The 23,263-nt window shown below is 43.9% G+C and carries 14 protein-coding genes; 3 read left to right on the top strand and 11 right to left on the bottom strand.

Annotation, left to right across the window (positions count from 1 at the left end; genetic code table 11):
- Positions 1–39: 39 nt before the first annotated feature.
- Positions 40–1,407: a TldD/PmbA family protein gene (locus AAFP11_RS11985; protein WP_341737275.1), complete on the top strand. Its 1,368-nt coding sequence runs from the start codon at positions 40–42 to the stop codon at positions 1,405–1,407.
- Between the two features lie 542 nt (positions 1,408–1,949).
- Positions 1,950–2,705: a DUF4277 domain-containing protein gene (locus AAFP11_RS11980; RefSeq protein WP_341737274.1), complete on the top strand. Its 756-nt coding sequence runs from the start codon at positions 1,950–1,952 to the stop codon at positions 2,703–2,705.
- A 244-nt stretch (positions 2,706–2,949) separates the two neighbouring features.
- Here the strand turns inward: AAFP11_RS11980 and gntT are convergent, their stop codons facing one another.
- The 9 genes from gntT to AAFP11_RS11935 all read right to left on the bottom strand — a co-directional run bounded on the left by gntT (position 2,950) and on the right by AAFP11_RS11935 (position 13,172).
- A complete protein-coding gene (gene gntT, locus AAFP11_RS11975) occupies positions 2,950–4,338 on the bottom strand; it encodes a guanitoxin biosynthesis MATE family efflux transporter GntT (protein ID WP_341737273.1) in 1,389 nt (462 codons plus the stop codon).
- Positions 4,339–4,712: 374 nt separating this feature from the next.
- Positions 4,713–5,474, bottom strand: a complete 762-nt coding sequence (locus AAFP11_RS11970; RefSeq protein ID WP_341737272.1) for an alpha/beta fold hydrolase — start codon at positions 5,472–5,474, stop codon at positions 4,713–4,715.
- A 393-nt stretch (positions 5,475–5,867) separates the two neighbouring features.
- Entirely contained in the window at positions 5,868–6,587 is a 720-nt protein-coding gene (locus AAFP11_RS11965) for a lipocalin-like domain-containing protein (protein WP_341737271.1), read from the bottom strand.
- A gap of 323 nt (positions 6,588–6,910) precedes the next feature.
- Complete coding sequence (locus AAFP11_RS11960) at positions 6,911–7,543, bottom strand: NAD(P)-binding domain-containing protein (protein WP_341737270.1); 633 nt, start codon at positions 7,541–7,543, stop codon at positions 6,911–6,913.
- A gap of 202 nt (positions 7,544–7,745) precedes the next feature.
- Positions 7,746–8,084, bottom strand: coding sequence for a lipocalin-like domain-containing protein (locus tag AAFP11_RS11955; protein ID WP_341737269.1), 339 nt, complete (start codon positions 8,082–8,084; stop codon positions 7,746–7,748).
- 511 nt (positions 8,085–8,595) lie between these two features.
- Positions 8,596–9,501 (bottom strand): DUF4437 domain-containing protein, encoded by a 906-nt coding sequence (locus tag AAFP11_RS11950; protein WP_341737268.1) that lies wholly within the window; start codon positions 9,499–9,501, stop codon positions 8,596–8,598.
- 193 nt (positions 9,502–9,694) lie between these two features.
- Complete coding sequence (locus AAFP11_RS11945) at positions 9,695–10,327, bottom strand: NAD(P)-binding domain-containing protein (protein ID WP_341737267.1); 633 nt, start codon at positions 10,325–10,327, stop codon at positions 9,695–9,697.
- 300 nt (positions 10,328–10,627) lie between these two features.
- The gene (locus tag AAFP11_RS11940) at positions 10,628–12,079 is read right to left on the bottom strand and encodes an APC family permease (protein WP_341737266.1); all 1,452 of its coding nucleotides are present in this window, start codon (positions 12,077–12,079) and stop codon (positions 10,628–10,630) included.
- Between the two features lie 427 nt (positions 12,080–12,506).
- The gene (locus AAFP11_RS11935) at positions 12,507–13,172 is read right to left on the bottom strand and encodes a GNAT family N-acetyltransferase (protein ID WP_341737265.1); all 666 of its coding nucleotides are present in this window, start codon (positions 13,170–13,172) and stop codon (positions 12,507–12,509) included.
- Positions 13,173–13,316: 144 nt separating this feature from the next.
- Here AAFP11_RS11935 and AAFP11_RS11930 point away from each other — a divergent pair, with 144 nt between their 5' ends.
- Positions 13,317–14,033 (top strand): SDR family oxidoreductase, encoded by a 717-nt coding sequence (locus AAFP11_RS11930; RefSeq protein ID WP_341737264.1) that lies wholly within the window; start codon positions 13,317–13,319, stop codon positions 14,031–14,033.
- A 255-nt stretch (positions 14,034–14,288) separates the two neighbouring features.
- On the opposite strand, the gene AAFP11_RS11925 is transcribed toward AAFP11_RS11930, so the two are convergent.
- Both AAFP11_RS11925 and AAFP11_RS11920 read right to left on the bottom strand, forming a co-directional pair.
- Positions 14,289–17,510 carry a beta-ketoacyl synthase N-terminal-like domain-containing protein gene (locus tag AAFP11_RS11925; protein ID WP_341737263.1) on the bottom strand — a complete coding sequence of 1,074 codons (3,222 nt, stop codon included), beginning with the start codon at positions 17,508–17,510 and terminating at the stop codon, positions 14,289–14,291.
- Between the two features lie 128 nt (positions 17,511–17,638).
- Positions 17,639–23,263, bottom strand: coding sequence for a type I polyketide synthase (locus AAFP11_RS11920; protein ID WP_341737262.1), 5,625 nt, complete (start codon positions 23,261–23,263; stop codon positions 17,639–17,641).

Here is a 23,263-nt window from a genome sequence, read left to right as displayed (position 1 = left end):
TTTACAACGCTAAGGCGACTCACTCCTAGGGACAAATAGATGCAGGAACAATTGATGGAAGCGATCGCACCCTACCGCGATCGGGTAGATTATCTAGAAGTTCGCCTCGAACAAAGCGAGTCAACAGCCATTAGTTTTCGTGGGCCTCAGTTGGATGCTGTCAACCGCAGTTTTAGCCTCGCTGGTGGTATCCGCGCCTGTCACAAAGGTGGCTGGAGTTTTGTCACTTTTAATGGTTTGGCTGAATTAAAAGACCGTATTGAAGAATCTGTAATTCAGTCTCGCTTAGTAGGTAGCGAAAAAACTATACTAGCAGATGTCACCCCGATTCAAGATTATGTAGCGGTGGAATTAGGTAGCGATCCTCGCTCCATTACTTTAGCCCAAAAGCGACAATTGCTCGAATCTTACAACCAATTGTTATTAGATTATGACCCACGGATTCAGACTACAATTGCCGGTTATAGCGATCGATTTGGAATTACTTATTTTGTAAATTCCCAAGGCACTTCCATCGCTCAAGAGCGATTGGATGTCACCGGACGTTTTGGCGCGATCGCCCGTGGTGACGGCGGCATTGTCCGCCAAGGGTTTGAGTCTATTCATTCGCGATCGGACTACAATGTCTTGACAAATATTGAAGATCGTGTTAAGAGTGCGGCCGTTCGAGCTGTCAGTCAACTAGAAGCAAAATCAGTCAAAGGTGGCCAGTATCCAGTCATTTTAGACCCTTATTTATCAGGGGTATTTATTCACGAAGCTTTCGGCCATTTATCGGAAGCAGACGGCATTTACGAAAACCCCAAAATGCAGGAATTGTTGACCTTGGGTAAACCAGTCGCCATCGAACAATTGAATGTCATCGATGATGCCACCTTACCAGGATTACCGGGAACATTGAAATACGACGACGAAGGCGTACCCGCCCAGTGCAAGCATTTAATTAAAAATGGGGTGTTAACCACTCGAATGCACAATCGGGAAACTGCCGGCAAAATGGGCGAAAGTCCCACGGGAAATGCGCGGGCTTTGAGTGCTACTTTTATGCCCTTGGTGCGCATGACTAATACGGCGATCGAATCGGGAGAAAATTCTTTTGATGACATGATTGGTGACATCGCAGAAGGAGTTTATGCAGTGCGGATGCTGGGAGGACAAACCAACGGTGAAATGTTTACCTTTGCAGCGGCTCAAGGTTACATGATTCGCGACGGCAAATTAGCAGAACCTGTGAGCGATGTCACCTTAAGTGGTAACGTATTTCAAACGCTCAAGGACATTGAGGCGATCGGAAATGACTCAGTGTATGCCTACGGCGGTTGTGGTAAAGGCGGCCAGGGCGGCTTACCAGTCAGTGTCGGCGGCCCCCATTTACGGATTAAAAATGTGGTTGTCGGAGGCAGATAATCCTGAATAACTCATAAAAAACCCCGGTTGCTAAAAAGCTTGCTGTATCAGCATTCTTCACCTCGATCTTCTTCCTTCCCCCCTAGGGGGGCAGGGGGGGGTGACTTCTTCCTTCTTCCTTCCCCCCTAGGGGGGGGCAGGGGGGGGGTGACTTCTTCCTTCTTCCTTCCCCCCTAGGGGGGGGCAGGGGGGGGTGATATAAAATCCTCTCTTCATCGTCCTGTATTAAACTCTCTCTTCTCTTGCTTCGCGTACTTCGCGCCTTCGCGGTTAAATCATTCCGATACAACCCACATTCCGCACCCCAAGGGGCAGCCTACGCGAATTGAGGGGGTAAAAGTGAATCATCCGAGACAAGAGCGAGTAAAAATACTCAATTATTTTGGTAGCGCTCGGTAAAAGACCAAGTTTATGACATATCCGTAACCCGCTCGCATCCGCGAAAGTGCGTTAATTGCGATCGCTCTTGGGTAACCAATCATCACCAAAAATAGTGTAAACTGGCGATCGCGATTAACGATCAAATCAGGATTCAGCAGCCCATGCAGAAAGCATCCCAGATGAAAGTAGAAAACCTAGATCATCTGGGCTTGATAGCCGGTCTAGTTGATGAAATAGGAATTGTGGAAAGAATCAATCAGTTAGTAGGTGAACAACCGGGCGAGATAGTCAGTCCCGGCCTGGTAGTTAAAGCCATGATCATCAATGGATTAGGGATGGTTTCCGCCCCACTATACTTATTTTATAAATTTTTTGAAGGGAAAGCAATAGAACATTTACTTGGTTCAGGAATTCAAGCATCGCATTTAAATGATGACCGTTTAGGAAGAGTATTAGATAAATTATATTTGGCAGGAATTACCGAAATATTCACAACCATTGCCCTAGAAGCAGCTCAAAAATTCGAGATAAATACCGACACATCTGACCTCGACTCAAGTTCATTTCATCTACATGGCAAATATGAACAAGAGTTGCCATCAGTATCTTTTTATAGCACAGAAACAGATAGCAATCAGTTGGAAAATTTATCAATAAACCATTCCCCAGAAAGAATCGAGGCTTTAACTTTAATAATGGGTTTGTGTTTGTTGGTTTATACTTTAGGTCAAAGGTTACTCCGGCAAAATTTGCAACTCACTAATAAAACCGTAAAAAATCAATTGGGCAAAGGAACAAATCGACCTACTTTGCGCTGGATATTCCAAAGTTTTCAATCGATTCATGCCGTTTGTATTCAAGGAATTCAGCAAGTTTCTAATTTAACATCCGATATGGCTCAACTGCTTGCCAGATAGATGTTTTAGCCTATTTTACCTTTTTTGGTTTACCCCCTTGACAATTTGCACTTTTTCTTAAATTGTCACAAATGGGCATCACACACCTTCCTCAACATAGTAGCAATTATCACCGGTTTATTGACAATTCGGGATGGTAGCGCTCGCCCCCAACCCTGATTCAACGAAAAGATGTGGTCTGGAAAAAATCCTGATTGCGGTCTTGGGTGATTATGATTGCGGTCTCCTACATTTATGGGCCAACTTACAAATCACCACCCAAAGCGCGATTCTCTTCTAGAGCCGGGATTGAATCACCACTATCAACAACATTACTACCAAATGTACTGAATAAATTTATTATATACATCACCATTCTGATTCCATAAAACAAAGATACACTAAACCACAAAAGATTGTTACTTGGAAACTTAAAGAACGCAATATTTGTAGGTATAAAAGCGACTACAAAAGGAACTATGCTAACATTGCGGAGGATCTGTCCTTGTGCTAAACCCAAGAAGTATCCTTCCAGCGTATAACCTATTGAACAAAATACTAAGATAGCTTGTAACCAAGGCAGAGAAATATTTATATTTGAGGTGACTTCAGTGTGGTTAGTGAACAACCTAAAAATACTATCGGGAAATAGCACGCACACTCCGCCGAAACACACTCCTACCACGAGAGCAGTTGAGAGAGAAACAAAAGCTATGGCTGGTAATTGTTGTGAATCTCCTTTTCCTTTAAAGTTTCCAACCAAAGTTTCTGTACCAAACCCCAGTCCCTCTACAAAATATGTATTAAGGTTAAATATCAGCCACAATAAGGCATTTTGAGAATAAATTAACGTTCCCATTTGTACTCCTTGATAGCTGAATGTTAAGGAGACAACCAGAAGAATTAAATTGCTGAGCAGGATGTTTGTATTGAGAGTCAAGTTAGATTTTATAGCTGATATATCCCATATTTTTCCAAATAGGCTTTGTATTTCAAGCCACTGGAATTCCTTGAAAAAAAATATCACTCCCACCAACAACGCTAAATATTGGCTTGTGGCATAAGAAACTCCTGCCCCTACACTTGCCCATCCCAGGTGGACAATAAGTAGATAGTCAAGTGCGATTTTGCCACCATTTCCAAGGACTGACAAAAACACAACTAAGCCATTTTTTTCTCGCCCTAGAAACCAACCTATCAACACAAAATTGAGTAAAATTGCAGGTGCTCCCCAAATTTGGGTGTTGAAATAGGCAAGCCCTGAAGATTTAATCTCTGGGGGAACATTTATCAGAGCAAATCCAAGTTCTCCCAAAGGGTATTGTAAGAGTATGAGAGCGACACCTAGCACTAGAGCTATTAAGCCATTACGCAGTCCTACTAACAACATACCTTCTCGGTCATCTCGTCCCACTGCTTGCGCTGTAACTCCAGTGGTTCCCATTCGTAAAAAGAATAAAGCTAAATAGAGAAAGTTAAGCAAGTTTCCAGCAATGTTGACTCCAGCAAAGTGGCGGATTTCTTCAAGATGACCCAGAAACATGACACTAGCTATATTGGCCAGTGGCACCATAATACTTGATAGGACGTTGGCTACAGCTAATCGGAAGTAGCGGGGTATAAAATTATACTGAGTTGGAAGGACTAGGTTCATAGTTAGAGTATTGACTTATGGGGTCTGGCACTTAAGAGAATGTTTGAAAAGTTAGAGGTTGAGTCACAAGCTATCAATTTACAATGCCTTCGCCGTTTTTAGCTATAGCATCATCAACTCATCCTTGGAGATTGGCAAAGGTATTGCTTAAGAATCCCTTTATTTGTAGATAATGTGGTTTCAACAATGCCCTGTTTGTGGTTTTGAGGATTTATGTTTGCAGTTCACTATAGCAATCCTAAATCATTTGTGAATTTCTTACTCCCTCCCCTTAATAAGGGGAGGGTTGGGGTGGGGTAAAAAACTTTACGACTCCTGCAAGGACTGCTATATATCTATTTATCTTGGTGACAGTCGAGGATGCGATATGGGAGCTATAAATAGTCTTTTAGCGTTTTAGATAGAAACTGCAACAAAAGTTGTCTATTTTCATTTTCATTCAGGTAAAAGTGTCCACCTGGGAACATCTCTATTGAAAATGAGGAACGGGTGTAATCACGCCAAGAAGCAAGAAGATCATGACTGGCTTCCGGATCTTCAAGACCACCCAAAGCAAAAATGGGACAATCAAGAGGTTCATCTGGGAAAGGGATATATGTGGTTCCTACAGTCACATCTGCTCGCAAAATAGGTAAGAACAATTCCATGAGGTCTTTATCTGCTAAGAGTACTTCTGGTATAGCAGCGTAAATCCTGACTACTTGTTCAATAAATTCTGTATCAGATAACAAATAAACGGGCGGATTTAATTCAGGTAAGTGCGGAGCATAGCTGCCTGATACAAATAAACAGACCGGATTGACGTTTCTTTGGTGGAGTTTTCTAGTTAGATTATAAGCAATTCGCGATCCCATACTATGACCAAAGATCGCAAATGGCTTATCCAAATGTTGCAGTAAGACCTCCACTAAGTTGTCTGCCAGAATTTCAATATCTGAAATTGGTTTTTCTCTGATGCGATTTTCTCTTCCCGGCAGCTCAATCGCACAAAGCTCTACATTTGACGGCAATTCTTGAGGCCAGAGACGAAAAATCGATGTCCCACCTCCTGCATAGGGTAGGCAAAATAAGCGTAAATTAGCTTGTGGATTGGGCTGGGGACATTTAATCCAGGGATTAGGTGTTTCTGTTTTCATAAAAAATATTACCTTAAGGAAAATAAGCTTGTCTCTAAATATAATATCTTAACAATGCCTTGTGCGGTAGAAAAATTAGGCTTACGTTGTAAAAAATTTGTTTATGCCAGCTAGCAAGATACCTGAGTGCAAGAGTTAAGACATTACTATCGGCGCTAGTTAGACTGGATTTATATCAGAAATTAGTATTGGTCTTATAAAGCTGAATTAAATCTGTAAATGCCACGCTTGTTTGCCAGAGTGGTAGATTGTGCACGAGTGGTTGGTAGTATCCCTGGAAACAAGGGTGGCAAATTTTAACCCCGAAAATGAAGCACATGAATATCTGTGCCTCTTAATCTACGATCAATGTGTAGCTGTTTTTCCGGTAACGTTTGGGAATGATGTAAACTGTTACTCTGGAACGCGCTCCCAAATTATAAAAGCAGTTTGTTTCTTACCATCCATCAATTCTGGAGCCTGATTCAATACCAGCTTGCCATTCTCAAATTTATAGAAGCGTTCTTGCCTTGTACCAATATAATTCGGAAACAGGCTGACATCAGGCAGATGAACAACTCTATCTGGTTTGACTTCATATTTACCGCAATAGGCAATATATGTTTGTACTGCGTCGGCCTGTTGTTGTAATGTTCCTCCCAAAATGTCTCCTCCAGGAAAATTAGGACGTTTGTTTTTTGAAAGGGTTGCACACATATGTCCATCGGGGCTGTAAATAAGGTAGCCAAGAGCATCCTTTCCATATGGATAGGTAACTTTCCCTTCTTCATCCTTGTTTTCCCAAGATACGAGCCGCCAAGTTCCTAAAACTTTTTTTTGTGCGGCTGTCAACTCACCGCGAGAGACCTTATAGGGAGGATGTTCCATCCCGGAGGGGATTGAACCTTGCTTAGGTGAAATTCCGTCCAGTTTTAAGTTAGTAACACCTTGTTGAACGGCAGTAGATTTCGATGCTTCAGCTTTAATTGCAGCCGCACCATATGATGCAATTAAGGCTGCTGTTAAACCTCCAGAAAACCATTTAATAGAGCGCTGGAGACGATTTTTTTTTGTTCCCGCTTTCTTGCGCTGTTCAATACTGGCATCAATTGAGTCATTAGAAATAGGAGCCATAATTCATCCTCAATAATTTGGTAACTGTCCCAGGCATTATGCAGCAATGAGCGTTTGGGGAAATCACACAGAGGCATAATGCTGTGGCTGGTGTCTTGCAAGATAATACCATAAAAACATTTGCAGTGTCTACATCTAAAGTCAGGACATCCAAAAATTATCTTAGGGTAGCCTCAAAGGGTGATAAGCAAGTTGAAAGACTTACTAGGTAAGGGTTTGAGTTGATATGTCTTAAAAAAGCTCCTCACTTTGGCGATCTAAAAATGTGTAATTAATTCTGTCCAATTACTTAATTGTTGCAATCTTTTTTGAGGTTCAAAAGCCTAAGCCCTTACCCTGAGAGCTTTGACCTGAGCGAGAGCCTGGTGAGCTACCTCTTCCGACCAACACCGAGCATAGAGTGGTTCCCCATTTTGAAAGTAGCGCCCGTCAGCTAGCGATCCGGCTTTTACAGGCACAAACTTTGCTTCTTCAATCAACTGAGCTGCGATCGCCATTGCCTCTACATCATCACCAGCGTAAAAGATGGCTAGCTCAGAGAAGAGCTCTCCATTGGCTCGAGCCTCTATCTCTTCAAAAAACATCATATTGAACGCCTTAACAACCGCTGTTTGCGGAAGCCTCTTAGCAATGGCTTCGCTTTGGCTTGGTGCGTCAATCTCAATCTCGCCATCACGCAGAGGGTAGTAATTTGAAGCGCTGATGAGTATTTTCCCAGCGAGTGCATCTGCTGGCAATGATATCGTCGCCCAGAAGGGAACAGCTTCTAGAACAACATCTCCGAAAGCGATCGCCTCTTCAGGTGTTCCTGCCTGCGCTCCGTTACCCGCCTTTTCAACCAGTCCGCGTAGACTATCGGGATTTCGCGAGGAAAAGAATACCTTATGCCCCGAATGTGCCCAAAGCCTTCCTAGTGGGCCACCAATCTTCCCGCTGCCAACAATACCAATTTTCATTGTTCTTAATTCTCAATAAATTAGTGGGCAAAAACAATGCCCCAGAGTCACCTCTGGGGAAGAGTTTAACCCGTATTCATCATCAAAGCTTACAAAAGTAGCAAGCACATCTTGAATCAAATAATCAGCATATCCGTGCCTCTTAATCTACCATCAATGTGTAGCTGTTTTTTCCGGTAACGTTTGGGAATGATGTAAACTGTTACTCTGGAACGCGCTCCCAAATTATAAAAGCAGTTTGTTTCTTACCATCCATCAATTCTGGAGCCTGATTCAATACTAGCTTGCCATTCTCAAATTTATAGAAGCGTTCTTGCCTTGTACCAATATAATTCGGAAACAGGCTGACATCAGGCAGATGAACAACTTTATCTGGTTTGACTTCATATTTACCGCAATAGGCAATATATGTTTGTACTGCCTCGGCCTGTTGTTGTAATGTTCCTCCCAAAATGTCTCCTCCATGAAAATTAGGACGTTTGTTTTTTGAAAGGGTTGCACACATATGTCCATCGGGGCTGTAAATAAGGTAGCATGGCATAATGCTGTGGCTGGTATCTTGCAGGATAATACCATAAAAACATTCGCCGTGTCTACATCTAAAGTCAGGATATCTAAGAATTATTTTAGGGTAGCTGAAAGGGTGACAAGTAAGCAAGTTGAAAGACCTACCAGGTAAGGGGGTGAGCTGATATGCCTTAAAAGGAGCTCCTCACTTTGGCGATCGCTCCTTTTTGGATTTGGATCTACGTTTGGGGCTGAAGGTTACACAGATTTCCCCACCTACGCCGCTGTGTCATTGTCAAGTTAACTGAGGATCTGAAGATCTGGAACGATAAAGACTATCTGTTTATGCGGCGTTTCATTATTGCGGTCTGATTTATAACGCCTTATGTGAGTTGGAGGCTGGAATAACGCAATCTCATTCGTAAGGCTAGGCCCTGCTGCTAAAGTGAAGTCTGAAACCCTTAAAATAACCAGGGCATTTTTAACTCACATAAGGCGTACATAATTAATTAATATCCACTGCCTCTAACCAACGGCTGTCCGATTCATCCGTTAATATGTGCATATGACGACACTACGGCAGTTTGGGATACATCTCTATCAACTCTGGCAAACCCGAAAAGTCCATCAACTGTTATCTCTCTAGGAAGAGTATTATAGCTAGGACAATAGCAGAAGTGATCCTTCGCAAATGGGTAATTTCCTAGATCGCAATATCCACCTAAAGCATAGGCCTCTTCATTGTAGGAATAAATCATTCCATACTGAGTTTCATAGTGTGGCAAGTAGATAAATAGCCTTGTTTGACCGCCGTTATTATGTTGCCTTAAAATCTTCTTTTTTTTTCGTGCCTCTATATTAACCCAAGGCAACAATTTGCTATCCAAGGCTGGAATAAATTCACTTATTCTCGCATCTGGATGATTGGTTTCTGCATCTTGGTACTGGAGAGGAACTGGCCCATTTTCCATCCACAGGATTTCCGCTTCCTCTTCACCTAAAACTTGCCAAGATTCTACTTTTACCCCAGCAGGAATAAAGGAGTAACCATGTTGACCTAGTTGCCATTCACCAATTTGGATCTTACCAGAAAGAATAAAAATTTCCAAGTCAGCAGTGAAGATCCCGGATGGCGCTGCAAATTTGGGCGGTAGGATTACTCTGGAAGTAGATGCACCACAGTCATGCCAAGTCAGCAATCTTCGTCTTCCTGGTAGGACTCGATCTGGCATTCCACTGATTCGCCATCCTGGTTCTTCTGGCACCGTATTTGTATTGAAAAATTGATACTGACGCGGCACATACTCTTTCGATATGGCCGTAGACCTTCCTGATAGGTTCAAGCGTCCGCTCCCATCTCCGCCCCAATCCTCTTTTACAGGTGCTACACTTAAAAAATTATCCGTTTGGTCTGTTTGGGCCAAATTCAAACTTCTATTCGCTTCACCCATGATTCTCTATTCTCCTGATTCTGCTTACGGAGTTAATTTTATAGCCTAAAGTGTAACGCCAACGCAATGACGTTGTTTATTTTTGTCCAACTAGGTTCACCAAATTAATTTTATCTGGATCTGACTAATTTTCCTAGTAGTTAGAGAAAACTATAGAATATCTACGCAATAATCTTTTTTGAGCTTCAAAAGTCTAAGCCCTTACCCTGAGAGCTTTGACCTGAGCGAGAGCCTGCTGAGCTACCTCTTCCGACCAGCACCGAGCATAGAGTGGTTCCCCAATTTGAAAGTAGCGCCCGTCAGCGAGCGATCCGGCTTTTACAGGCACAAATCTTGCTTCTTCAATCATCTTCGCGGCGATCGCCATTGCCTCTACATCATCACCAGCGTAAAAGATGGCTAGCTCAGAGAATAGCTCTCCATTGGCTCGAGCCTCTATCTCTTGGAAAAACATCATATTGAACGCCTTAACGACCACTGTTTGCGGAAGTCTCTGAGCAATGGCTTCGCTTTGACTTGGTGCGTCAATCTCAATCTCGCCGTCACGCTGAGGGTCGTAATTTGAAGCGCTGATGAGCATTTTCCCAGCGAGTGCATCTGCCGGCAACGACATCGTGGAAGAAAAGGGAACAGCTTCTAGAACAACATCTGCGAAAGCGATCGCCTCTTCAGGTGTTCCTGCCTGCGATCCGTTACCCGCCTTTTCAACCAGTGCGCGTAGACTATCGGGATTTCGCGAGGAAAAGAATACGTTATGCCCCGACTGTGCCCAGAGCCTTCCTAGTGGGCCGCCAATCTTCCCGCTGCCAACAATACCAATTTTCATAAAAAAGTCCTGTTTATATGATTCTCCTTACGGAGTTAATTTTATAGCCTAAACTGTAACGCCAACGCAATGACGTTGTTTATTTTTGTCCAACTAGCTTTACCAATTTAATTTTATCTGGATGTGACTAATTTTCCTAGCAGTTAGAGAAAACTATAGAATATCTACAGAATTAGATCGTGATTGAGGCAATCGCGATCGCATCTGATGCTACATTACAAAATAAAAGGAGTGATGAAGAGGTGGGACTACCCACTCTCTGATGCTAATACACGGTTTCGGGGGTGTTTTACTGCTTAGTTAAAGATTTTCCTCATCACTAAACCTGGTATGAATTTCCTCAATAGAATTATTCATATTTTCTACGATTTTGGGATAACGTTTCTTCTGAAAAAGGAACCATCCAAACCCAGCCATGAAGTACATTAAGACCAAGTAGGGTAGAATATTTTGAGGAAAGTCTGGAACTGGAAATAGACTACTACCAGGAATTCCAATTATGCCAATAAAGGGAAGGATCATAAAACTAACTGCTAGAATAGCGAATAGCACATCTATTGGTTTCAGTTTATTAAGTTGGAACAAGTAGACTGGTGCTGCAATGGAAACCAAAATGTACATTACCAAAAATCCAAACGAGCAAATGATACCAAAATAATTTTGTAACTCAAACGTATCATAGCCAGATATCTTGAATACGGAGGGGATAATCAAGATAATAAAACCTGATAAAGCGATCGCATTGTGAGGTGTAAGATTAGTATCATGGGTTTTTCCTAAAGAATGGTGAAACCAACCATGAAGCGACATGGACAGAAATATTCGGGATGTGAAATTAATACAACCGCAGATAGCAACGAATAAAGTAAGTAAGAAAGCTATACTAATTAGTACTCCTAAAAAGTCTAATCCGATCTGATGTGCTAGAAAATTTAATGGAGTTTCTATTTTACCTAAATTTTCATTAGTACCGCTAAAACCCAGCACCACAATATAGGTCGTGATCATGTAGAATATAGCACAAAAAATTATGCTTTGCGTCACAGCTCTAGGGATAGTCTTTAGGGGGTTTTTTGCTTCATCACCCAAAGCTGTTGCACTGTCAAAGCCAGCAAAACTGAGGATAACTAGGACAAGTCCCATTGTTATTCCCCCAGGAGTGGCTCCTTGCAAGCTCAATTGATTCCAATCTATCACAAAACCTTTCTTTACTAAGATAATTAAGCACAATAAAAGGATCAACGCGAGGCAGACTCCTTGAACTACTAGGAGAATTTTAGTGAAGCGAATATCCTTAAAAGCTACATAGCAAGCTGCAACAGTAACTAGGATAAATAAGGTCAAAGCATGGGTGGTAAGACCAATATCACCTAATAATTTTTGACTAAAGATGGCAAATGCACACAATCCTACCATTGCTCCAAATAAATAGCCCAGCAGCAAAGCCCAAGCACAAAAAACTCCGACATGAGGACCAAGACCCTTGATAATATATGAATATAGCGAACCAGGAGAAGCGGAACGACAAGCAAATTGGTTAATGTTGAAACTGACAAATAACAGTCCAACCATACCTATGATAAAACTTAACCATGTCCCATTTCCGGCACTAGCAAAAATTAAGCTTAATATAGTTGATGGGATTAGGCTAGGTGACATTAAGACTATAGATTGAGCAATTACTGCCTCATAGGAAAGACAGTGCTTTCTTAAACCATGGGGGCTTCGATTGTTTGGCATTTCTGTTGTCATAAGCCTTTACCCTTACACCGCAATTTACACAAATGATTTAGAGGCGCTATAGCCTTTCTCAGGTAGCTGACGGGTGACAACCCATTCAAAAAGCCTACCAGTGGCCCAATCGTTGCAATTTTATTATAGCCTTAAGTAGTCGGACAAAAGTAAACGACACTGTGTTAATAAATATTAACAAGCCTGAAACCTTTACTGTTCCCCGTTCCCTGTTCCCTGTTCCCTTGTCCTCATAGTTAACTTTATTTTTGTCCGACTACTTAGCATAGAGCGATTTTACTATCTGTTTGGCATGACGAGCAATATGCCTGGAAGTAAAAGTTAACGATTGGGAGCATTAGTTAATACAGTTACTACTGTTACTCAACCTCCGGCTTTCATGAGGCGAGAACACAGGGATGGGATTTTTTTTTGCATCACCAACCTGCTATTGTGGCTGGCGAATCATTCTGACAATAATCGGTATATCACCAACTTGATACTGGCTAATTAACTCAAACCCTTGCTGTTTATAGAATGCTACGTTTTTGGTAAGACATTCCACACAAGCAGGAATACTATCGCGATCGCATTGTCCCAGAACAGGCCGCAATAGGGCTGAACCAAAGCCTTTACGCTGTTGAATTGGCTCCACACCCAGAAACGCCAGATACCAGTGAGGCTGACTAGGATGATCATGCCCCAATCGATCGAACAATTCAAATGCCTCTGCTTGGCGTGACTCAGCGATACCTTCTTGAAATACTTTCCTTAATGGTTCTGCATCCCATTCTATCCCTGGCGGAATCCATTGCACCGCACCCCCATAACCATCAACATAATAAGAAGTCTGGTGGGCCAAGGACTCGTTCATATATGCTCCAAACAGGAGTGGGAAATAAGTGAGATATTGATAGGGGTCAGGATACATCCAGCGGATAATAGGATCGTTGTTAAAGGCTAGAACCATTGCAGCAGTAATATATCTCTGGTCGGAAGCTGATGCAGTTCTGATCTGAATGTCCTTCTGTTTTATTGAAGGATTGGTTTGAGCAGACTTTGTAGCGATGATGCTGTCGTCAATAGGATTTGTGTTCATTTCGGAGGAAGACATAGGCTATTTTCATCATTAGGAATATGGATTAAATAAAGTATAGCAATAAATTTTGCGAGCGCGCTGCAAAAAGGTCTACTTACAGTTTATGCCCTAACCGCCAAGGCGGTTGCTATAATATTATTTGGAGATTTGGAGATTTGTATGAATAGTCAGACACAACGCTGTGCTCTCATTACAGGTGCAAGTAGTGGAATTGGTAAGGCAACAGCATTAGCTTTTGCCGAAGCTGGAATTAATTTAGCGCTGGTAAGCCGCTCGGGCGAAAAACTTGAACAAGTAGCAGAAGCAGCTAGAAAAATTGGTGTAAAGGCTAAAGCTTTTCCCTTAGACTTAGCCAAAATTGACGAAGTGCGAGAACAGATCAGGGCGATCGATACCACTTACAACCCGATCGATATTCTCGTGAATAACGCCGCGATGGGTTATACTGGGTTATTACTAGAAACACCTTTAGCAGACTGGCAAAGAGTTATTGATCTAAATCTCACGAGCGTATTCCAATGTACTCAGGGGATTTTACCAGGTATGCGCGATCGTCGGTCTGGAACAATAATTAATGTTTCTTCGGATTCTGGTAAACAAGTTACTGCTGAATGGGGAGCTTACTGTGTCAGCAAATTTGGGTTGATGGCTCTTTCTCAAACCCTAGCTGTAGAAGAACGTGCGCACAATATTCGCGTCAGTGTAATCTGTCCTGGTGCTGTCAATACACCACTTTGGGATACGGAAACCGTCCAAGCTAACTTTGACCGTTCAGCCATGTTAACCCCAGAAATAGTGGCTCAGTCAATTTTACATATTGCTCAATTGAACGATGCGGCCGTGATTGAGGAACTGATGCTGATGCCCAGGTACTAGGTTCAAACTATTTAAATACGAATGCCATGCGCCACAGTGAGCGTCAGCCGAACGGTTTTTCCTAAACGAAGTACGGGCGTATTGGCATATCTTACGGTCTCGCAGTCAATAACTATCGGTTTTAATTCTCAATAATCCCTGTTCCCTGCCCATGACTTACGTCACGCTACGCTATCACGGACAACTTTTTCAGCCAACCCTAATTAGTAGGCGAAAACACTGCCCCGGAAGCGACTCCGGGGAGCACCTTAACCCCTATTCATCATCAAAGCTTACAAAAGTAGCAAGCACATCTTGAATCAAATAATGAACTAATGCCTCTGCTGTTGGATATTTATAAAACAAAGTTGATGACAATGGGATGCCTATCAAGTTTTGCAAGCGATTTCTTAGCTCTAGGGATGTCATAGAATCCATTCCTAAGTCGAAAAATTCTTGTGATAGGGAGAAAGTCCTATCATGTTTATCTCCCAAAACCTGAGACAATAGAGATTGAATATGAGCAATTAACAGTGCTTTACGTTGCTCTTTCTCAGTTGCCTTTAACTGTTCGACCAAATTGAGTGAAGTTCCTTCTCCCTCTTTCTTTTCGAGAATACCAGCTATCAAAGGTTTATCTTGTGGTTCCCACACCACCTGATCGGCAAAATCTTTGCCAGTGGGCTGCTGAGGTGATGGTTGACCGAGCGAATGGGCAACGCTCTGGGTGCCAGATTGCGTCAGAGGTTGTGTATGTGTCACATCAATCCAGTAGCGCTCTCGCTGCCAAGGATAAGTTGGCACTCCCACTTGGCGGTGGCCATAGTCGCGATGGAAACCGTCCCAATCAATTGCCACACCCTGCACATACAATTGACCTACAGCCTGAAGCACGCCTTGCCAATCGCTTTGCTCTCGCTGTAGCGTCGGCAGCCATGTTCCATACTCAGATGGTAAACAATGACGTGCCATACCCAGCAATATTGGCTGGGGCCCCATCTCCACAAATATCTCTACTCCTTCTCTGTGCAATGTCTCCACACCGTCGGCAAATCTCACTGGTTTAACCACATGATCTACCCAATATTCTGGGTCTGCGGGTAAAACAGGCTCAAAATTGCCCGTGACATTGGAGATAAAATTGACTTTGGGTTGGTGGAATGTCACCTCTTGCACCACCTGGCTAAACTCAGCCAGCATTGGCTTCATTAAAGCTGAATGGAAGGCATGGGAAACCTTTAAGCGCTTAGTTTTAATTCCCTTGTGTTCTAACTCCTGCACTACTCGACGTACCGCTTCCCCTTCCCCAGAAATGACGACGCTTTCAGGCCCGTTGATAGCCGCGATGCTTACTAAGTTCGTATCTTTAATTGCTTCTGCCACTTGTTCAACCGAAGCTAACAGAGATACCATTTCTCCGTTAGATGGCAGTTTTTGCATCAACTGCCCTCTGGCAGCAATCATTTTTAATCCGTCTTCTAAGGAGAAAATCCCCGCTATGCAAGCTGCTACATATTCCCCGACACTATGACCGATGACTACGGTTGGTTCTAAACCCCAAGATTTCCACATAGAGGCTAGGGCGTACTCTAAGGCAAATAGCGCTGGTTGCGTATAAGCGGTTTGCTCTAGGAGAGAACTGTCATCGCTTTGGTACAGAACCGAAAGTAACGATTTTTCCTGCTTCCCAATGGCATTTAAAATTTCCTGACAGCGGTCTAAAGCCTGACGAAAAATTGGTTGTGTTTCGTATAGCTCCCGTCCCATACCTACATACTGGGAACCTTGACCTGTGAATAGAAAAGCGATTTGAGTTTGACTTTCGCTCTTGCTACCTTTAAACAGATTGGTGTTTTCTGCTCCTGCTAAATCAGCTAATAATTTTTCCCGTGCTTGAGAAACTGAGTCAGCAACCACAGCTAAACGTTCGTGGAAATGAGTCCGCCGAGTATTAGTTGTGTAACAGACATCAGCCCACTCTAAGTTGGGATGGGTAGCTAAGTGCTTCTCGTAGTTACGAACCATCTGTTCGAGTGCGGGTTTAGTTTTGGCACTAAGAGTGAGCAGGTGTAGGGGGCGCTTCCAAGTTTCTGCCTCACTTTTTGCTGCTACTGGTGGTGCTTCTGAAAGAACAGCATGGACATTGATGCCCGTAAAACCAAAGGAACTAACTCCAGCAAACCTAGTTTTATCTGTTGCTGGCCAGGGTATCTGTTCACTTGCCACTTTTATTGGCATCTCATCCCAAGCAATATAAGGGCTAGGCTCCTTGAAGTGTAGGTGTTGTGGAATCATCTCATTTTGTAACGAGAGAACGATTTTGATCAAACCTGCTACGCCAGCGGCTCCTTCCAAGTGTCCGATATTAGTTTTCGCAGAACCTAAGATCAAAGGTTCTTCTCGTTGGCGAAAGACCTTTATCAAAGCATTTGCTTCAATTGGGTCTCCCAGAGAAGTACCTGTACCATGAGCCTCAATATAATTGACATCTTTGGGCTTAATACCTGCATTGGCAAGCGCTCTGCGAATCACATTTTGCTGAGAAGAACCGCTGGGTACAGTGAGCCCGCTGGTTCGTCCATCTTGCCCATGAGCCGTGCCTCTAATTAAGGCCAGAATATTGTCACCATCAGCTACTGCATCTGAAAGACGTTTGAGAACGATGATGCCACAACCTTCGCCGCGAGCATAACCATTTGCTCCTGCCGCAAAAGTTTTGCAACGACCATCTGGAGACAGCATTCGGGATTTGCAAAGGTTGAGCCAATATTCCGGCGAGACATATCGCTGTACGCCTCCAGCCAGTGCCATGTTGCAATCTCCCCTTCGCAAATTGACAACTGCTAAGTGAATTGCAGCCAATGAAGAAGCACAGCCGGTATCAACGGCGAGACAAGGACCTGTAAAGTCGAAGAAGTAAGAAAGGCGACCTGCCACTGGGCTATAGGCGTTCCCCGATCCTATGTAGAAATCTGTTTCTACAGGGTCTTGTTTGACAAGTTGCCAAACGTAGTCATTGGCACATATCCCAATAAAAACACCTGTCTGGCTGCCTGCCAATTTTTCGGGGACAAATCCAGCGTTTTCTAAGGCTTCCCAAGCTACTTCCATCACCAGTCTATGCTGGGGATCTAAACTTGCTGCTTCTCTGGCGGAAATCCCGAAAAAACTAGCATCAAAATCTTTGGGAGATTGGTTGAGAAATCCTGCACGCCGCATATACACCTTGCCTGGCATATCTGGATCTGGATCGTAATAGGGATCTAGATATGAATGATGACCCTTTGGGGCTTCTCGAATGGCATCTACACCATTGGAAAGTAATTCCCAAAATGCTTCAGGATTATCGGCTTCTGCCAACCGACAACTCATACCAACAATGGCGATCGGTTCGCGTTCTTTCTGCTTTAATCGCTCAACTTCAGCTTGTAAATCGGCTATTTTTTGCGACGCTACCTTCATCAATTGAACATAGCGTTGTTCATTACTTTCACTCATCTGATTAACCCCATTATATGTTGCCTAATTCTTCTGCATTCATTGAATTGATCTGAACATAGCGCTGTTCATTATTTTCAATCATCTAGATACTCATCTAAACGATGAGTATCTAGATTTGGGTTCATCTAGTTAACCCATTGCATACCTAATTGTTCTGCAAATTGTCTTGCAATTTCATCGGCATCATCATTTTCCTCTAGGGGTTGGAATGTAAGGGCTTTACTATTTATTTGGAAAGACTGCTCGGAGACATCTACATCCTCATCTTCATCAGCCTCTTCTATGAACTCCGCCATCAGATAATCAACCAACTTTTTAACAGTTGGATAATCAAAAGTTAGCGTAGCGGGCAAACGACAGCCTAAGCTATTTTGCAAATTGTTTCTCAATTCTACAGATGTCAGAGAACTCATTCCTAAGTCAAAAAACCCTTCCGAAACAGAGAATACGCGATCTTTCTGGTAGCCCAAGACTTTGGATACTTGAGATTGGATGTGAGCCACTAAAAGTGCCTGGCGTTGCTCTTTTTCAGCAGCCTTTACCGTTTCCAGGAAGTTAGGTGCAGTTTTTTGTTGCTCTTTCTTTTGGTCGGTAGTTTTTCGGAGGTCAGTGAAGAACGCACTTTCTACCGTATATTTCGACCAGTTTATTGGCATCGCGCCCACTTGTGGTGCTTTGGCGGTGAACAAGTTAGCAAATAGATGCGCTCCTTGACTCGGCGAAATCATTCCAAAACCTATTGCCTCCCAACGACTTTGAATATTTGCATCCAATCGAGTTGCCATCCCAGAAGTAGCCCAAGGGCCCCAGTTGATGCTGACAGCGGGTAATCCCAATGCGTGTCGGTGATGGCAGAGTGCATCCATAAAGGCATTGGCCGCAGAATAATTTCCTTGACCTAGCGCACCTATAACTGAGGTCATAGAGGAAAAGCAAACAAAGAAATCCAATGGCATTTCTTTGGTCAGTTTGTGCAAGTTCCAAGTACCTTGAACCTTGGGAGCCATGACTTTTGAGAATCGCTGCCGGTTTTGATCCCTGACCATCCCATCATCTAAAACACCTGCGACGTGAACTACTCCTCGTAAGGGGATATCGGTTGCGGCAGTTAGCGTTGCTACACTATCGGGTTGAGAAATGTCAGTTTTGACAATCTTCACCAACGCCCCTTTGTCTTCTAACTCCTTGACTCCTGCTTGTGCTTCTGGGGATACTGCTCCTTGTCGTCCCACTAGCAGTAGGTGGCGTGCGCCTTGTTCCACAAGGTAATTTGCCACTTGCAGTCCTAATGATCCTAAGCCACCAGTTATTAAGTAACTGCCTGATGAATCAATTTTTGCTAGGTGGGTGATAGTTTTAGCATCAGCACGTTTCAATCGAGCGACATAACGCTTTCCATCTCGAAAAGCTACTTGCTCTTCTTGCTCTGGGAAGAGGATTTCTTTGAGCAGGATTTCGCTCTCATTAACTTGGTGCGAGGAAAGATCGATACAGACGGTTTCTAGTTCGGGATGTTCTAAAACAATGACGCGGGCTAAGCCCCACAATGGCGATTGTTCTACTTGTAAGGGGGATTTTGTCACTGCTTGGGCATTACGAGTTACCAAGGATAAACGAGGCATCTTTTTGCCCCAATGATGGGGAGGAATTGCAGATAATGCTTGAACCAAATACAACAGACTAGAACATAGATCCAGTGCTGTTGTTGGCACATCTGATATCTCCAGCTTGCGATCGAGACCCCATAAGTAAACTATCCCACGGCAGACTGACTGCTCTTTCTTGACTATTGCGGAAAGTAGGTTCTGGAAGTCTTTTGGTTCGGAGGGGTTGATTTGATAGCGATCGCCATCTAATAATGAAAAAGACGCTCCTTGTGAAATTAAAATACAGCGATCGCCCTGTTTTTTGAGAAGGTCAGCTAAGGAGTTGCTTACTTCTCCCCCATCGCTGAAAATCAGCCAACTGCCTGCTTTAGAGGTTTTGTTATTCGTCTTAGCAAATGACGAGCTTTCTGCCAAGACACGCGGTTTTACTTCCCAACCAATTCTGTATAACCAATCATCTGTTTGATTGGCTAGCAGCGCAGTTTGATTAGCACGCCGCACCTGTAAATTAATCAGATCGGCTACTGCTATTCCATTCTCATCAACCAAATGTAAATCGAAAGCAGTCAGCAAACCAGAGTTGCCCTGATTTGATGATTGATGAACGTGACACCAAATGCTTGTACTAGGCTGCTTGAAGAAATTTAGACGCTCTAAACCGACTAGAAAATAAGTCTTGGTATCGCTATCAGGGCCATCTTCAAGAGCCGCCGCCAAAAGCTGCAAGCAACCATCCAACAGCAGCGGATGTAAGCTGTCATTTACACCACTCTCTACCATTTCAGGTAATTTAATCTTACCGAGGACTTCTGGTGAGTCACCCTGAGAACGCCACAATTTCTCAATTACTTGGAAGTTCGGGCCGTACTCTACTCCCAAATCGCTGAATTTTTGGTAATAGCCCTTGATTTCAATCTCTTGGTTAACTTTTTGCTGAACACCAGCCAAATCTAGCGGCGCTTTTGCCACCGGAGCTTTGGTACTCAAAAGATAACCTTGGGAATGGCGAGTCCATGTTTCATTCTCATCAACATTATCTGAGTTTTTGCGGCTGAAAATCCCAAATTCATACCCGGATTCGTTGGGTGTTAATACTAATTGAACCGAGACTGTTTCTTCAGGATTCAAAACTAGCGACTGCTCAATCAGAAATTCTTCAACTACTAATTGTGGATGATTCTCCAGCGACCCTGCTCCGAAGATTTGCGCTCCTGCTGCTAACGCTATCTCCACATAAGCAGCGGTGGGGAAAATGACTTTCTCATAGAGAGCATGATCCGCTAAATATGCAGGGAAATCTGAGCTGAGTTGACTTTCAAAAACTATTTGTTGATTTTTCAGCGCTGCACTCCGAATTCGTTGACCCAGTAGAGGATGATGCCCGTTCTGCATTCCCGATTCCGTCTGTGGTTGTCTTTGTGCAGCATCAATCCAGTAGCGCTCTCGCTGCCAAGGATAAGTTGGTACTCCCACTGGGCGGTGGCTAGAGTCGCGGTGGAAGCTCTCCCAATCTATCGCCACACCCCGTACATACAATTGACCCAATGCCTGAAGCAGTCCTTGCCAATCGCTTTGCTCTAGCTGTAGCGTCGGCAGCCAGGTTCCATACCCTAATGGCAAGCACTGACGACCCATCCCCAGCAATATTGGCTGAGGCCCCATCTCCACAAATATCTCTACTCCTTCTCTGTGTAATGTCTCAATTCCAGAGGCAAATTTCACTGGTTTGAGGACGTGATCTACCCAATATTCCGGGTTTGTGGGTAAAACGCGCTCAAAATTGCCCGTGACATTGGAGATAAAGTTGAGTTTTGGTTGGTGGAATGTTACCTCTTGCACTACTTGGCGAAAATCTGCCAGCATTGGCTCCATCAATGCTGAATGGAAGGCATGGGAAACTTTTAATCGCTTAGTTTTAATTCCCTTGCTTTCTAATTCCTGCACTACCCGACGTACTGCTTCCCCTGCACCAGAAATGACGACGCTTTCAGGCCCGTTGATGGCTGCGATGCTTACTGAGTCAAGTCCTTGCAGTGCTTCTACTACTTGTTCAACAGAAGCTAATAGGGATACCATTTCGCCGTTGGATGGCAGTTTTTGCATTAAACTGCCTCTGGCTGAAATCATTTTCAAGCCGTCTTCTAAGGAGAAAATCCCTGCTACACAAGCCGCGACATATTCCCCAACGCTGTGACCGATGACTGCGCTTGGTTCAATACCCCAGGATTTCCATAATTCGGCTAGGGCGTACTCTATAGCAAACAAGGCTGGTTGGGTGTAGGCAGTTTGCTCTAAAAGGGAATTGTCATCATTTTGGTAGAGGATGGAGAGTAGCGATCGCTCCTGATTGCCGATGGTATTTAAAATTTCCTGAGAGCGCTCTAGGGATTTCCGAAATGTTGGTTGTGTTTCGTATAGCTTCCGTCCCATCCCTAGATACTGGGAACCTTGACCTGTGAATAGAAAGGCAATTTGAGGTTGACTTTCGCTCTTGCTGCCTCCGTACAGATGAGTGGTTTCCGCTCCTGCCAGATGAGCTAATAATTTTTCCTGTGCTTGAGAAACTGAGTCGGCAACCACAGCTAAGCGTTCGTGGAAATGAGTGCGCCGAGTATTAGTTGTGTAACAGACATCAGCCCACTCTAAGTTGGGATGAGTGGAAGCGTGTTCTGAGTAGTTGCGAACCATCTGTTCGAGTGCGGGTTTGGTTTTGGCACTGAGGGTGAGCAGATGTTGGGGGCGCAGGGCTGTTTCTCCCTCGCTTTTTGCTGCAACTGGCGGTGCTTCGGAAAGGACTATATGAGCATTAGTGCCACTAAACCCAAAGGAGCTGATTCCAGCAATTCGTTGTTTATTGACTGTTGACCAAGGAGTTAATTCAGTGGGCACTTTGATCGGTAGTTGCTCCCAAGCAATGTAAGGGTTCGGTTTCTCAAAGTGCAGGTGAGGCGGAATCTCTTTGTGTTGTAGGGAGAGAACAACTTTGATCAGACCTGCTATACCAGCCGCTGCTTCTGGGTGTCCGATATTAGTTTTAACGGAGCCTACAATCAAGGGTTCTTCCCGATCGCTAAAGAGGCTACCCAAAGCATTTGCTTCAATTGGATCTCCCAAGGAAGTACCCGTACCATGCGCTTCAATATAGCTAACTTCCTTCGGCTTAACACCGGCATTTTTCAATGCCTGACGAACTACTGCTTCCTGAGAAGGGCCGCTAGGTACGGTGAGGCCGCCACTTGCCCCATCCTGATTGAGGGCGGAACCTCGAATTAATGCTAAAACGTTGTCTCCATCGCGGATGGCTTGACTAAGGCGCTTCAAAACAACAACACCACAACCTTCACTGCGGACATACCCATTTGCACTCTGATCAAAGGTTTTACAACGACCATCGGGAGCAAGCATCCGGGCTTTTGTGAAATTGATGCTGAGGCTTGGTCCTAGCAGCAAGTTCACACCTCCGACTAAAGCTAGGTCGGATTCTTTGTTACGCAAGCTGTTTGCAGCTAGATGCACCGCCACGAGGGAGGAAGAACAAGCTGTATCTACTACCATGCTTGCTCCTTTCAGTCCCAAACTATAAGACAAGCGTCCTGCTGCTGGACTCAAAAGGGTTCCTGTGCCTAAGTGAGCGTCGATTTGCGATCGCGCTTCTGAAAGGCGCATAGCATAGTCAAAGGTACTAATGGCGATAAATACGCCAGTGGGAGTGCCAAATAGCTTTTCTGATGACTGACCGCCATTTTCTAAGGCCTCAAAACTTACTTCTAGCAGTAGCCGCTGCTGCGGATCAAGAGACATTGCTTCGCGAGGCGAGATCCCAAAGAAGTGAGCGTCAAACTTATCCACTTCCGATAAAAAGCCACCATAACGGCTAGACATCTTTCCTGGCGCATCTGGATTGGGATCGTAACAGGCATCAATCTTCCATCGGTTAGCAGGTACTTCCTGAATTGCATCCACACCATTCGAGAGCAAATGCCAAAAAGAATCTATATCTTTTGCACCAGGAAAACGGCAACTCATGCCAATGATGGCAATCGGTTCTTCTTTTGCTTGCTGAACTGCTTCTAGTTTGGTACGTGCTTCTTCTAGGGCGTTGAGCAACTGTACTGTTGTTGGTTTGGCGGGAGTTTGTGTCAT

Source organism: Microcoleus sp. CAWBG640 (genome assembly GCF_020883015.1).
Taxonomy (GTDB): Bacteria; Cyanobacteriota; Cyanobacteriia; order Cyanobacteriales; family Microcoleaceae; genus Microcoleus; species Microcoleus anatoxicus.
This window is presented reverse-complemented; position numbering and strand designations above follow the sequence as displayed.